The 14156-nt window shown below is 35.5% G+C and carries 17 protein-coding genes; 9 read left to right on the top strand and 8 right to left on the bottom strand.

Annotated features, from left to right (window positions below; translation table 11 throughout):
• Positions 1-3 precede the first annotated feature (3 nt).
• From QN089_RS07935 to QN089_RS07910, 6 genes are all read right to left on the bottom strand, one after another.
• Positions 4-159, bottom strand: a complete 156-nt coding sequence (locus tag QN089_RS07935) for a hypothetical protein (protein ID WP_156422350.1) — start codon at positions 157-159, stop codon at positions 4-6.
• Between the two features lie 42 nt (positions 160-201).
• Positions 202-2175, bottom strand: a complete 1974-nt coding sequence (locus QN089_RS07930; protein ID WP_285215026.1) for an FtsX-like permease family protein — start codon at positions 2173-2175, stop codon at positions 202-204.
• Positions 2165-2926 (bottom strand): ABC transporter ATP-binding protein, encoded by a 762-nt coding sequence (locus tag QN089_RS07925; RefSeq protein ID WP_087680822.1) that lies wholly within the window; start codon positions 2924-2926, stop codon positions 2165-2167. Before QN089_RS07925 ends, QN089_RS07930 begins: the two co-directional genes overlap by 11 nt.
• Positions 2927-3006: 80 nt before the next feature.
• Positions 3007-3990 (bottom strand): sensor histidine kinase, encoded by a 984-nt coding sequence (locus QN089_RS07920; protein WP_068453278.1) that lies wholly within the window; start codon positions 3988-3990, stop codon positions 3007-3009.
• A complete protein-coding gene (locus QN089_RS07915; RefSeq protein ID WP_285215025.1) occupies positions 3987-4685 on the bottom strand; it encodes a response regulator transcription factor in 699 nt (232 codons plus the stop codon). The genes QN089_RS07920 and QN089_RS07915 overlap by 4 nt, the downstream gene beginning before the upstream one ends.
• 482 nt (positions 4686-5167) lie before the next feature.
• Positions 5168-6862, bottom strand: a complete 1695-nt coding sequence (locus tag QN089_RS07910; RefSeq protein WP_165442705.1) for a methyl-accepting chemotaxis protein — start codon at positions 6860-6862, stop codon at positions 5168-5170.
• Positions 6863-7111: 249 nt separating this feature from the next.
• Between QN089_RS07910 and QN089_RS07905 the strand changes: the two genes are divergently transcribed.
• From QN089_RS07905 to QN089_RS07870, 8 genes are all read left to right on the top strand, one after another.
• Positions 7112-7666: a sulfurtransferase TusA family protein gene (locus QN089_RS07905; protein WP_068453292.1), complete on the top strand. Its 555-nt coding sequence runs from the start codon at positions 7112-7114 to the stop codon at positions 7664-7666.
• A 19-nt stretch (positions 7667-7685) separates the two neighbouring features.
• Positions 7686-8081 (top strand): DsrE/DsrF/DrsH-like family protein, encoded by a 396-nt coding sequence (locus QN089_RS07900; protein WP_141274379.1) that lies wholly within the window; start codon positions 7686-7688, stop codon positions 8079-8081.
• Between the two features lie 84 nt (positions 8082-8165).
• Positions 8166-9287: an MBL fold metallo-hydrolase gene (locus QN089_RS07895; RefSeq protein WP_285215024.1), complete on the top strand. Its 1122-nt coding sequence runs from the start codon at positions 8166-8168 to the stop codon at positions 9285-9287.
• 56 nt (positions 9288-9343) lie between these two features.
• Complete coding sequence (locus QN089_RS07890; protein ID WP_068453299.1) at positions 9344-9571, top strand: sulfurtransferase TusA family protein; 228 nt, start codon at positions 9344-9346, stop codon at positions 9569-9571.
• Between the two features lie 29 nt (positions 9572-9600).
• Positions 9601-10374 carry a sulfite exporter TauE/SafE family protein gene (locus QN089_RS07885; RefSeq protein ID WP_068453301.1) on the top strand — a complete coding sequence of 258 codons (774 nt, stop codon included), beginning with the start codon at positions 9601-9603 and terminating at the stop codon, positions 10372-10374.
• A 13-nt stretch (positions 10375-10387) separates the two neighbouring features.
• On the top strand, positions 10388-10738 hold the full coding sequence (locus QN089_RS07880) for a rhodanese-like domain-containing protein (protein ID WP_068453303.1): 351 nt from the start codon (positions 10388-10390) through the stop codon (positions 10736-10738).
• A gap of 9 nt (positions 10739-10747) precedes the next feature.
• Complete coding sequence (locus QN089_RS07875; protein WP_285215023.1) at positions 10748-11383, top strand: DsbA family oxidoreductase; 636 nt, start codon at positions 10748-10750, stop codon at positions 11381-11383.
• Positions 11384-11493: 110 nt separating this feature from the next.
• Positions 11494-11760 (top strand): hypothetical protein, encoded by a 267-nt coding sequence (locus QN089_RS07870; protein ID WP_068453307.1) that lies wholly within the window; start codon positions 11494-11496, stop codon positions 11758-11760.
• A 166-nt stretch (positions 11761-11926) separates the two neighbouring features.
• Here QN089_RS07870 and QN089_RS07865 read toward each other — a convergent pair whose 3' ends face one another.
• A complete protein-coding gene (locus QN089_RS07865) occupies positions 11927-12124 on the bottom strand; it encodes a hypothetical protein (protein WP_068453309.1) in 198 nt (65 codons plus the stop codon).
• Positions 12125-12304: 180 nt separating this feature from the next.
• Positions 12305-12874 carry an undecaprenyl-diphosphatase gene (locus QN089_RS07860; protein WP_285215022.1) on the bottom strand — a complete coding sequence of 190 codons (570 nt, stop codon included), beginning with the start codon at positions 12872-12874 and terminating at the stop codon, positions 12305-12307.
• A 181-nt stretch (positions 12875-13055) separates the two neighbouring features.
• Here QN089_RS07860 and QN089_RS07855 point away from each other — a divergent pair, with 181 nt between their 5' ends.
• Positions 13056-14102, top strand: coding sequence for a glucosaminidase domain-containing protein (locus QN089_RS07855; RefSeq protein ID WP_285215021.1), 1047 nt, complete (start codon positions 13056-13058; stop codon positions 14100-14102).
• The last annotated feature ends 54 nt before the right edge of the window (positions 14103-14156 follow it).

Raw genomic sequence — 14156 nt, 5'->3', positions numbered from 1 at the left:
AGGCTAGATGTCCATATTAAACTTACGTAACATCTCCATTAATTTTTCTTTTTCTTTTAAATATTGTTCTTCTGTAACAGTTTTGTCTTCTAGCATTTTTGCTAACTCTGCTAATTTACGCATAAGCATCATGCGATCTAGTTCATTCATTTGTGCCATCTATGCCGACTCCTTTAAACATAATCCTCTACAGTGTACTATTTAAAGTGCTTGTCGCACAACATTTTTATAATACTGTGTCGTTAAAAGGGCGAAAATGGAATAGAGTAAAATATAAATTCCCATCGTCATAAAGAGGGGTGTATAAAGTTCTGTACCAAAGAACATCCATCCGGATTTGACCGCAAAGTAACTGTGCAATAGACCAATTACGAGTGGAATACCAAAATTAAATAGTTGCTTCATATAGATGCCACGCATAATCTCTTGTTCAGAGAAGCCGATTTTTCGCATCGTTGTAAACGAAGTTCGTTCTTCATCTGCTTCTGACATTTGTTTAAAGTATAAAATACTACCAGATGTAAATAAGAAAGCAAGACCGATAAAACCAACAATAAAAATAACAAGTCCCATCTGTTCTTGTAATGCCTTAATTAAGATGGCTTTTGGTTTTGGATGCAGTTCTTGTTTTTTCGATTTGAATGTGCCATCATTTGTAGTTTTAAAGTAAAGCTCTGTAGCCTGTTTGATGTCCTGTTCTGGAACTGTATAGCCTGTGAATGAATGCCAAGCTGTCATTTTTTGAACTTTTTTATTTTCTTGTAGCTGCTTAAATAATGCATCTGAAACAACGACTGCTGGAACGCCCGATGTTAAATACGAAGGGACAATCGCCTGCTTTTCAATTGTTTTGACGCGCAAATTTTTTGTAAGACCAGGTAGTAACACTTGAATGGTACGCCCACTTTCAAGTGGAATAATACTCGCCATCATTTGACTATAGCCTGTTAAATAAGCTTCATCATCTGTTATGTTAATGGAAGGGAATACTCTTTTGGCGTCAGAGAATGCGACAACTTGTGTTTTGTTTGAAATGTTTTCAAGTGCATCATCTGTTGGTTTTTCCTTCAATAAATTTTGTGTGTCGATATCGGCACTTACAATCTGAAACGTTTGCTTTTTAAAATCAATCTGTTCCTTTTTTAATTGTTGTTCAAAAGAACCTTGATTGTTGAATGTAACAAAGTCATACGATGAATTTTGATTCGCTGTAGCATGTATGCCATAATAAGCGATTGAGCCGAGTGACAAAATGCCAAGTGCAAGTGCGGTTAAAATCGTAATAAGTGATAGCGAAAGTGAACTTGAACGAATACGGTGAATAATTGGTGTTACTGCTACAACATCTGTGATATTAAGATGTCCTTTTTTACTCGAGCGGATGACGTTGAATAAAAAAGAAACAGAGTAACGGAAAAATAAAAATGTTCCAATGATAACAGAGAATAAAATAATTGCCATCGCAATAAATAAGTCATTCAATGTAATCGTATTTTTTACTTCAAATAAAATGCTCGAACGGTAATAGCCGAAAGCAATCAATACAATGCCAAGTAGTCCAAGAACGAGCTGATAAGGCGCGATTTTTTTGATTTGTTGTTCGGACTTACTTTCAGCTTGGAAAAGATCTAATAGCTTTGAACGGGCGATCAGCCACATTGTTTGTAATAAGATAAAACCAAAAATAATCGCAAAAACAATAAGTGTTTGTACTAGTGCATCTGTCGAAAAGTACATCTCCACAAAATCATCGCTACCGATGACTTTTAAAAAGGCCATTGTGAAAAAACGTGAGAAGAAATAGCCAATTAACACGCCAAGACTAACTGCGGATGTGAAAAGAATAAAGTTTTCAATACAAATCATGCTATTAATTTTTGATTTTGGCATACCAATGAGTTGATATAAGCCAATTTCACGACTGCGACGCTTCATAAATAGGTGGTTGGCATAAAAAACAAAGACAGCCACAATGATGATTAAAATAATCGAACCTACTTGGAAAGCAGCTCCCACTTTTAAATCGGCGTTTCGCATATGTGTGACATCATCATTTGACGAAATCGTTGTGAATGAAAAGTAGAGTGTAGCACTAAAAATTAAAGCGAAGAAATAAAGATAATAGTGACGAATATTTTTTCGCATACTTCGAAAGACAAGCGTATTAAAGCTCACGTAAATCACCGCCTAATACAGCTTGTGTATTCATAATCTGTGCAAAAAACTGTTTATGTGTTTGATCCCCTTTATATAATTCCGTATAGATTGAACCATCTTTTAAAAAGAGTACGCGATTACAATAGCTTGCGGCTACAGGGTCATGTGTGACCATCATAATTGTTACACGATAAGCTTTGTTTAATGCTTCTAAACTTTCAAGTAGAGAGGTTGCAGATTTTGAATCAAGTGCGCCTGTTGGTTCATCTCCAAAAATAATCGATGGTTTCATAATTAATGCACGTGCAGCAGCTGTTCTTTGTTTTTGACCACCTGAAATTTCATTTGGGTATTTATTTTTTAACTCTTCAATCCCAAGTTGTTTCATCAGTGTCACACAGCGAGACTCTGCTTCGTCTTTTTTAATTTTATTCACAGCGAGCGGTAGTAGAATATTTTCTTTAACCGTCAATGTGTCTAAGAGGTTGTAATCTTGAAAGATAAACCCCATCTCTGTTCGACGCAATTGTGCTAATTTTTTCGACGATTGCTCATGTAACGCATGTCCATTAATTTCGACAATGCCGCTAGTCGGTGTATCAATCGAGCATAAAACATTCAATAATGTCGTTTTGCCAGAACCCGACGCGCCCATAATCCCCACAAACTCACCAGCTTGTACATCTAAATCAATCCCTTTTAATACTTGTTGTACGTTTTGTTTTTTACCATAACTTTTTGTTAGTTTACGTGCTTTTACAAGATCCATTGTATATTGCCTCCTTCAAGTCTTATATTCATCTTAAAGCGAATCGATGTGACAATCGTTCGTTTTACGTGACATTTTTGTCATATTGCTTGAAGGTCGACAAATGTATTCGGGTGAGGGAAATATAAGCGAACGGTTGTCCCTTGTTTGACAGTTGAATCTACTTGTAGTTGGATTTTTAGTTTACGCGCGATATTCTGTGCTAAATAAAGACCCATCCCTGTAGCCGCCTGCTGTTTACGTCCGTAACCTCCTGTGAAGCCACGTTGAAAAACACGTGGTAGATCATGTTGTTCAATCCCGACACCTGTATCTTGAACGGCTAAAAATGTATGCCCATCTTGTGATGTCCCGCTGTAAATATGGATAGATTGACCAACGTGACTATATTTAATCGCATTCGATAAAATTTGACGCAAAATAAAACGTAACCATTTTGCATCACTGTAGATGGAAGTAGAGAAGTCGTCTAAATTAATTTCAAGCTCTTTTTCTAAAAACCAGCTTCGTAGCTGTTTGATTTCTTCTATTACAAGTGGACGGAGAGAGACCTCTTGTAAAATTAAATCTTGTTCTAGGCTTTCCATGCGTAATGTATGTAATGTTTGATCTAATAAAAAATGCAAGCGATGCCACTCTAAATCAATTTGCTGTTTTGCAGGGGACGGGGGGAGTGCATCAATCATGAGCTTTTGCGCAGTTAACGGTGTTTTCATCTCATGAATCCAACGTATTTGTTCATCAGCCTGTTCTTGAAACTTCGTGAATAATTGATTTTCAGCTTGTTTTAATTCTACACGTAACCGCTCATATTCTTTTTCATAAAGCCCCATAACAGAAGAAGCATGATAAGAAGAAAAGGCCTGTTTTTTTAATTGTTTTCGCCACCATAGGGCATAAATACTTACAACCACTACTACAATAAATAATGATGTTCCATTCAAATAAATAACAGAAACAGTCTGTAAGCCTGTATCTAATATAAATAAAAGATTCATCCAAAGAAATAAAACAAATAATAATAAAAACCAGATGAGATGATCTTTGAAAAATAGTTTCATCATGTTGCCAGGTTTCCTTTCGTCACTGCTACATAACCTAACCCCTTTTTCGTTTCAATGACATCATCTAAACCGATGTCACTTAATTTATGGCGTAAACGGTTCACGTTTACGGTTAATGTATTGTCATTGACGAAGCGCTCATCATCCCACAATCGACGCATTAAATCGTCTCTTGAAACAATTTCATCCGGTTTTTCTAGTAATACTTTTAAAATAAATTGCTCATTTTTCGTCAGTTCGACTTGTCGGTGATTGCGTAGGAGAACGCTTCTTGCATAATCAATTTGAATGCCATTCCATTGATGTACCGTTTCTTTTTCAACTTGTGTATACTCATAAGTTCTTCTTAAAAGTGCTTGGATTTTAAAGAGTAATACATCCATGTGAAAAGGTTTTTGTACATAATCATCTGCTCCTAATTGCATCGCCATAATGGAATCCATTGGTTGGTCGCGCGAAGATAAAAAGATAATTGGAATTTTCGACTCTGCGCGTATTTCTCGACACCAATGAAAGCCATCGTATGCGGGTAATTGAATATCAATAATAACGAGAGCTGGATCTACACTACGCACCTCCTTCATAATTTGTTGAAAATCGTTTGCGATAGTGGTCTGTAAACCCCAATGCTGAAAATGCTGTTGAATTTGTCTGGCGATGGCTTTATCGTCTTCAATTAAAAAAATGCGTTTCATCTCTTTACTCGCTCCTTTCATCTTTTTAATAACATTGTAACAAATAAATGCATATAAAAAGAGTCGGGGACAAAACATGTCATCTCCTTTTTTAGCGTTCGCAACGAAGAACGAGCCTGGGACAGAACAAAATAATATGTCTCAAATGCGAATGATCAAATCAATTGAACGCGTAGAAAACGACTCTTGTGGGAATAGCATGAGCTAAAAACCTCACAGGAACGTAGTGACGAGGAGTTTGAAGCCATGCCCGAACGCTACGTGATGTAGTGGGGAAAGATTTGCAACAGGACGTTGCGTTCTTTTCTTGCCTACCTTTATTCATTTTTCGAAGCGGAAATTGATGTGAATGAACAAATCCCGTATGATTTTTCGAATCATACGGGATTTGCTATGTTGAAAATACTTTTGTCTCAGTCTCAGTTTTTCTTACGCTCATGTGGGATGTGTTTTTTGCACTTATGTCCCAGCCTGAGTGTATTTTATAACTTAAATTGACGTACTACTTGATTTAATTGTTGTGCCATTGTTGCCAGTTCATCAGCATTTGAAGAGATTTGTTCCATTGAACTTGTTGTTTGTTGAATCGTAGCTGTTGTTTCTTCTACCCCTGCAGCAGATTCTTCTGAGACAGATGAAATTTCATCGACTGCTACTTGAATTGTACGTGAAGATTGTTCAATGTCTTGTAAATCGTTCGAGATGCTTTTAACTCCTGTAGCCATTGAAGTCACAGCTTTATGGATTGTTTCGAATGTTTCACTCGTTGTTTGAATCTGTTCTGTGCCACGTACAACTTCGCCATAACCATGTTCTAAAGAAGTGGACACTAATGTTGTATTTGCTTGAATTTTTTCAACGATATTTGAAATATCCGTTACTGAACTTGATACTTGCTCTGCTAATTTTCTCACTTCATCTGCCACAACGGCAAATCCTTTACCAGCTTCACCTGCACGTGCCGCTTCAATTGCAGCATTGAGTGCAAGTAAGTTTGTTTGATCTGCAACCCCATTAATCACTTTCACAAGCATGGAGATTTGTTCTGATTCACGATTTAATTCTTGCATATTTTCAACTGCATGATTCATAATTTGATCAATTGTTTTCATTTGGTCTGTTGATTTTTCCATTAGTTCAGCACCATTTGATGTGAAATCAAGTACTTGTGTAGAGTGATTATAAATTTCGTTTCCTTTGTCACTTGCAGTACGAATCACTTGTACGAAAGCATCTGTAGAAGAAGAGAGTTCTCCTGCGTGCGATGCTTGTTCTTCTGTACCTTCAGCTAATTCTTGCATCGTTATAGAGATTTGATTTGAACCTTGTTTAATTTCATCTGCTGACTGTGCTAATGAATCACTATGACCTGCCACATTTTGTGCCACATCTTGCATAGAAGCAATGGTATGTTGTAATTTTTCTGTTAAGTCGTTTGAAGCATAACCTAATTGACCAATTTCATCACGGCGTGTAACAGATACTGTCTTTTCCGTTAAATCTCCAGAAGCAATCTTTTTCAGACGAGCAGTAATCGTAATGATTGGTTGTGAAATAACACGAGCAGAAAGCATAGAGATAACAATGGTTAAGAGAATAATAATAACTGCTAGAATAAATGTATATACTTCACCTTTTTTAGCGATTTTATAAAGTTCCTCACCATTTTTTGCCATAGCATCTGAACGTAAATCAGCTAATTCTTCAAAACCTTTTCGGATTTCTGTACCTGCTTCATCAACAGAAGTTAAATTTTTTGCAGCAGTTTTGACATCACCTTTTTCATATACAGCAAATACTTCATCTTGAATATATGTATACCAACTGTCTGTTTTGTCTACTAAGTCCTTTGCAATTTCTTTATCGCTAATTTGATTGATTGTGTGTTCATTCTCCATTCGCGACTTATTGTATTCTTCGAAAATATCTTTATATTTCGGATCATCAGACAAAATATAGCCGCGTGCAGCTGCAATTTGCACAGAGAAATTTGATGCAACGCGTTGATTTGCAATTTGTAGTTTTAAATCTTTTGATACCATAACATTCATACCATCTTGGACATTCTTAATTACAGTTAGGCTATAATACCCATAGCCTAAAAATAGAACTAAAACAATCGCAAAACTAAATAAAATGCGCATTTTGATTGTTTTAAAATTTAATAGCTTTTTCATTGTGGTTCCTCCTGACTGTTTATAAAAATAGTATAAAGGAATCATAAAAGTAATTCTATTGTTTTTTTGATAATATGAATAAAGTTTCAACATAGCTTTATTGAAAGTGTGACTATTTTCTTTTGAATTAAATTGTTGACAATACCTGTCGGGGTATACTATAGTGTAACTAGGAAATCGGTTATGCATTATCGCAAACCTATTTTTTTAGAAAGAAAAATACCCATAGTGGTATAGGGAGGCAGAGAAATGAGAACAGATCATCAACTCGATGTACAAGGTTTAGCTTGTCCAATGCCTATCGTTAAAACAAAAAAAACGATGAATACAATGGAGGTTGGCGAAACAGTAGAAGTAATTGCTACGGATGCGGGCTCCAAAGCGGACTTACAAGCTTGGGCAGCTTCAACAGGACATCAGTACATTGGTTTAGTTGAAGAAGGTTCTGTGTTAAAACATTACCTACGTAAATGTAATGAAGCAGAAGAACGTGAAAAAACATTTGAACAAACTGCTTCACTTGAAGAAGTGCAGAATATTTCGAATGATTCAATCGTATTAGATGTTCGTGAAGAAGTTGAATATGCCTTTGGACATATAAAAGGTGCAACATCAATTCCTTTTGGAGAATTATTGGATAATATAGGGAAATTAGACAAAACAAAAATATACTATGTAATCTGCAGAACAGGTACAAGAAGTGATTTAGCGTGCCAACAATTAGCAGAACATGGATTTAAACATGTATATAATGTTTTACCTGGTATGACAGCATACACAGGTGAATTAGAAAAAACTATTTAATTATTGGAGGAAAACAATTATGTCAAACAAAGTAGCAATTATCGCAAGTAACGGTGGTCTTTTCGACGCTTATAAAGTATTCAATATCGCAACTGCAGCAGCAGCAACAGAAAAAGAAGTAGCTATTTTCTTCACATTCGAAGGTTTAAATTTAATCCATAAACAAGGTATGCACCACTTAGCAGCACCAGCAGGTAGTGAGCAAGTAGCAGCAGGTTTTACGAATGCAAACGTACCATCAATTCCTGAATTAGTAGAAATGGCACAAGATCTAGGTGTAACATTCATCGCTTGTCAAATGACAATGGACGTTATGAATATTCAAAAAGAAGATTTAATTGACGGAATCGATGTAGGTGGCGCTGTAACATTCTTAGAATTTGCAAAAGATGCCGCACCATCATTAAGCTTCTAATTACAAGACAAACAGGGTTTTGTCTATCCTAGATAGACATCCCTTTTATTTACGAAAAAATAATACCTATGGGGGTAATTTAAAATGGAAAAATGGACAGCTCAAAAAGTAGCAAACTATGTCATTCATAAAAAACAATTATTTATTTTAGATGTACGTAATCAAGATGCATTTGAAGATTGGAAAATTGACGGTGAAAACTTCGAATATATGAATATTCCTTACTTCGATTTACTAGACGGTGTAGAAGAATTAGTACCTCAATTACCAAAAGACAAAGAAATTTTAGTTGTATGTGCTAAAGAAGGTTCATCTGTCATGGTAGCTGAAATGTTAGATGAAGCTGGTGTAAAAGTAGGTTATTTAGAAGGCGGTATGAAAGCTTGGAGTAGCTATTTAGAGCCTTTAAAAGTAGCTGATTTAGAAAATGGTGGCGAATTATATCAATTTGTTCGTCTAGGTAAAGGCTGTCTGTCTTATATGGTAATTTCAGAAGGGGAAGCAGCAGTAATCGATGCTGTACGTTTTGCAGATGTATTTGAAAACTTTGCAAAAGAAAAAAATGCCGTTATTCGTCACGTATTCGATACACATTTACATGCAGACCATATTTCAGGAGGTCGTTTACTAGCAGAAAAAACGGGTGCAACATACTATTTACCGCCAAAAGATGCAGAAGAAGTCGTGTTTGATTATGCACCACTTGAAGATGCAACAACTGTACAAATCGGTCAAACTAAAATTGATATTCAAGCGATCTATTCACCAGGACATACAATTGGTTCTACATCATTCATTATTGACGAAAAATATTTCTTAACAGGTGATATTTTATTCATCGATTCAATTGGTCGCCCAGACTTAGCTGGTTTAGCAGAAGATTGGGTGGGTGATTTACGTGAAACACTTTACAATCGTTATCGCCAATTAAGTGAGGATTTATACGTGTTACCAGCGCACTTTATGATTATTGAAGAATTAAATGAAGATGGTACAGTAGGTAAACGTTTTGGTGACTTATTAGCAGAAAACCATGGCTTAAATATTGAAAATGAAGAAGAATTCCGTAAAACAGTAACAGACAACTTACCACCACAACCAAATGCTTATACGCAAATTCGCCATGTGAATATGGGACGTTTAACGCCATCAGCTGATGAACAAACAGAGATGGAAATCGGACCGAACCGCTGTGCAGTAAGATAAGTATTTGAGGATTAATAACTATTTCTATATAATTAAAATGAAAAGAGGATATAAAAATGAAAATTGATTTACAACTAGATGCAAAAGGTTTATCTTGTCCAATGCCAATCGTACGTACGAAGAAAGCAATGGACCAATTAGAATCAGGTCAAGTGTTAGAAGTAACTGTAACAGATAAAGGTGCATTAGCAGATATTCCAGCATGGGCAAATGCAAGTGGCAACAAGATTGTAGAACAACAAGAAAATGGAGATGAATACGTATTTATCTTACAAAAAGCATAAATACCTTCATCTAGAAAGAAGGGACTCCCGTGGATATTACATGGATCTTAACCATATTTGGGATTGGATTAATTGGGAGCTTCATTTCAGGTATGCTCGGTATTGGCGGGGCGATTATTAAGTTCCCATTATTACTGTATGTACCGCCACTATTTGGTTTTGCAGCATTTACATCACATCAAGTATCAGGTATTAGCGCAGTGGAAGTCATGTTTGCTTCCATTGCGGGCGTACTTGCTTATCGTGGTAGTAATTTACTGCATAAACCACTCATTTTAACGATGGGTACAGGAATTGTACTCGGTAGTTTTGTCGGTAGCTTCGGTTCAAGTTACTTTAATGAAGAAAGTGTCAACATGGTATATGGTATACTCGCGATATTAGCTGCTGTTATGATGTTTATACCAAAGAAAAAAGTTGAACAACAAGGTGACATTGTTTTTAATAAGGGATTAGCTTTCTTTTTAGCTATTCTAGTTGGTGTCGCATCAGGAATCGTTGGAGCAGGTGGAGGGTTCATCCTTGTACCGATTATGTTAGTCGTACTAGGAATTCCAACACGTATTACGATTGCATCTAGTCTTGCCATTACGTTTATCGCGTCTATTGGTGGCTCAATCGGCAAGATTACAACAGGGCAAGTGGACTGGATTCCCGCGATTATTATGATTGTAGCAAGTCTAATTGCAGCACCTATTGGAACAAAAGTAAGTAAAAAAATGAATATTAAAGCATTACAAATTTTCCTAGCTATTCTGATTTTAGCAACAGCCGCAAAAATTTGGTTTGATATTTTAATGTAAGGAGGGGAACAATATGGTTTGGATCATTATAGCTGCTGTCGTTGTATTATTTTTTGTCCTACGTATGAAAGGGGCAAAGGGCGTAAATCAAATGACAACAGCCGATTTAAAAGAACAACTAAAAAAGAAACCTGCAAATACAATCTATTTAGATGTTCGAACACCAGCAGAATATAAGAGTCGTCATATTAAAGAATTTAAAAATATGCCACTGGGATCAAATTACAGTACACTCGATTCATCGAAAAAAGTCGTTGTAATTTGTCAGAGCGGTATGCGCAGTATGCAGGCATGTAAACAATTAAAAAAACTAGGCTTTTCAGACATCACAAATGTACGAGGTGGTATGAGTGCCTGGAGATAGGGGTACATCATGAAAATTGAAGTTTTTACAGATTATACGTGTCCTTTTTGTTATATAGGCAAGCAAAAACTCATGCAAGCAATTGAAAAAGCGAATCTACAAGAGCCAATCGAAATTCAATATAAAAATTACGAAGTACATCCAGAAATTCAAGGCGCCGTTCAACAACCTTATAAAGACTATTTGCTTGAAAGTATGGATGGACGAGCTGAAAAAGTGGATACATTTTTAGCAGAATTACAACAACATGCGAACGAAGTCGGATTAACGTATCATTTTGATACAATGATTCCAGCGAATACAGCAGATGCACATCGCCTTGCAAAATGGATGGCAAAAGAGCAAAAAGAGCATGAATGGACAGAAAGATTAATGCAAGGGCACTTTGTTGAAGGGGAAAATCTTGCAGATCGAGAATATTTATTTGCCTTAATTGAAGAACTCGGTTATTCAAAAGAAGAAGCAAAACGAATTTTAGAGGAGCAAGACTACCAACAAGAACTTGACCAAGATGCATATGATGCACAACAAATTGGTGTAGACCGTGCACCATTTTTTGTGTTTGATAATCGCTTTGGTATTATCGGTGCGGAACCAGAAGAAGTCTTCATTCGTACGTTAAAACAAACAGCTGGTGAAAATTAACAAAAATTGCACGATTTCTTGTCATCTCTGAAATCCCACTAGGAGTTACTATGTGTTTCATGGTATGCTATCTAGTGGGATTTTGTACGATTTAAAAAAGGAGTGTTACTATGTCACGCGCATTTTCACGAGCATCGTTCTTTTTTGTATTTGTTGGTTTATTTCTATTAGTACCACCATTTACAGATCAGGCAATTGATTTTTTATCAAGTAATGTATTTATTTTTCTAGGTTTCTTCTTATATATGATTGGTGCCATTTTAACAGCAGTTAGTGTGTATAAAGGAGAAAGAAATGTATTAGTTGTTGTAAATATTCTAGGTATTCTTGGGGGTATTTTCTTTATCTTTATGCTATCTACAGCACTTGGTGTTTAAAATCATAGCGCAAAGGAAGAAAAGTTAACAATAAAATGAAAGAGGCTACGATAAAGTAGCTTCTTTTTTTGTTAGAAGAGCCAAAAAAACCAAGTAGTCACTTGTCCGTCAAGTGACTACTTGGTTTTTTAGTCATGGTAGGTATGTTTGAAATATATCACCGTTTTTAGTTTTTCATGTTGTAAATCATAAATGCAGCTGGTACATAAGAAATAACGAAGATTGCAGCGTACCAACCTAACATACGTGGTAGAGAAAATGAAACTTTTTTACCTTTACTATAAGAGAAGTCTAACCAGATTGCACAAACGACGGGAATTGAAATCAAACCTGCAGCAATTAAAATAATGTCGTAGATGTTCATGATGATTTCCTCCTTTTGTATGAAGCATTCCGTAAACTGTGTCAACTTTGTGAACTAATCATACATCTAATCGTTAGAATTGTCAATTAATTTAGTTTTTTCATTTGACAAAACATATAGAAAAGGGTAAACAACTTTCGGTATGAAAATTGTTTACCCTTTATGTGTAGTATAAAACAATTATATTGTTTTCTTTGGTACAAATGGTAATGCACGATAAACTGCAACAATAAAGTTAGCAAGCGGTTCAACTAAAAATGCCAGTTTATTTACAGTGTAGGCGACTAATAAACCGATTACGATACCTACTACTACATCACCAGGATAATGGTTTCCAACATACATGCGAGAAAAACCTGTTATAAGTGCAAATACCATCATGACAATACCGATTCGTTTGTTGCGTAGTGCAATCGCAAAAGCAAGTGCAATTGCACCTGTCGTATGGTCACTTGGGAATGAAGCGTCTCTTGCGTGATCTACTAATACATTTAAGTCATCATGTGTCACAAATGGGCGTGGCTCAAAATAAATTTTACTAATCAGTACATTTATTAAAATACCAAGAACACCTGAAAGAGCGGAGTAAACAACGGTTTTTTTCATATACTCTTTTCCAAAGAACCACATCATTAGTAAGACGATTGCAAAAACGGGAACTGCGTAGTTTGTTGCGAAAATCATGATTGCATCTACAACAGAAGATTTTCCAGCCAAATCATTAATGGCTTTTAGTAATTCATAATTCAATGATGTCACTCTTTTCCTTTAAATTTCAATAGCTATTGTAGCATAGTTTAGCCAATCTCTTTACATAGACTATAAAATTTGAGAAAGGTTCCATTCTTGTAAAAAAGGTTAAGATAAAAAAATATCGGGTATGTAAATAAGTGGAATGATACATTATTTGTAAAAAAAGGTGGTATTTTAATTGAATAGAAAAAAAAGATTGTATAGCTTAATATTATCTGTGAGTATTTTAGCTGTACCATTAACGACTTCATCTTTATACGCGCAAGCTACCCCAAAGAAAAGCCTCCCATCAATATCTACAAGTCATCCATTCATCAATCAAATCTCACCTGAGGTTGTCAGATTAAGTAATCAATATGGTATTTATGCCTCTGTTATGTTGGCACAAACTATTTTAGAAAGTAATTATGGCAATAGTGGGCTAAGCCAAGCACCGATTTATAATCTTTTTGGTATGAAAGGGAAATCCAATGGCCAAGGTGCAACCTTCCAAACGAAAGAGTATAAAGATAGCGGCACATATCAAATACGCTCTACATTTAAAAAATATACATCGTATACAGAGTCTTTAGAAGATTATGCAAAACTTATTCGGAATGGGCTAACATATAGTCCAAACTATTATGCAGGGGCATGGAAGGAGAATACAAAAAGTTACAGAGATGCGACAGCTATTTTAGCAGGAAGATATGCGAGTGACTTAAGCTATAGTAAAAAGCTGAATCAAATTATCGAACGCTATGATTTAACAAGGTTTGATCGTCTAAAATCGACTACTGTAGCTGGTGAAACAGAAACTACAGCGAATGCGAAACCAGAAAGTATTTTAGATAGCGCAGAAGTAAAAGAACAAAATGGTCAACAAGTTGTACCTACTCAAAGAATCATCTATACACCGACTAAATACTATCGTGTGAAAAAAGGTGATTCATTAACAAGTATTGCCGCACGACATGGTATTACGACAGCACAATTAAAGAAATGGAATGGTTTAACGCATGCGACCATTCAAATTAAACAAAAATTAGTTGTTGATGTAAGAGGGAATAAGAAAAATCTAGCACAAAAGAATACACCATTACGTTATGTGATTCAGCAAGGTGATTCGTTATCGAGTATCGCGGCAAAGTACCAAACAACAGAACAAAACTTGTTAATTTTGAATCAGTTAGACTCTTCTTTTGTATATGAAGGGCAAATCATCTATTTACAATCCTTAAAATAATGTATGTACATGAATACGTTTATACCAATTATTCATTTAAGTGGATAATATTAG

The organism is Kurthia sp. YJT4 (assembly GCF_030219945.1).
Classification (GTDB): Bacteria; Bacillota; Bacilli; order Bacillales_A; family Planococcaceae; genus Kurthia; species Kurthia gibsonii.
This window is presented reverse-complemented; position numbering and strand designations above follow the sequence as displayed.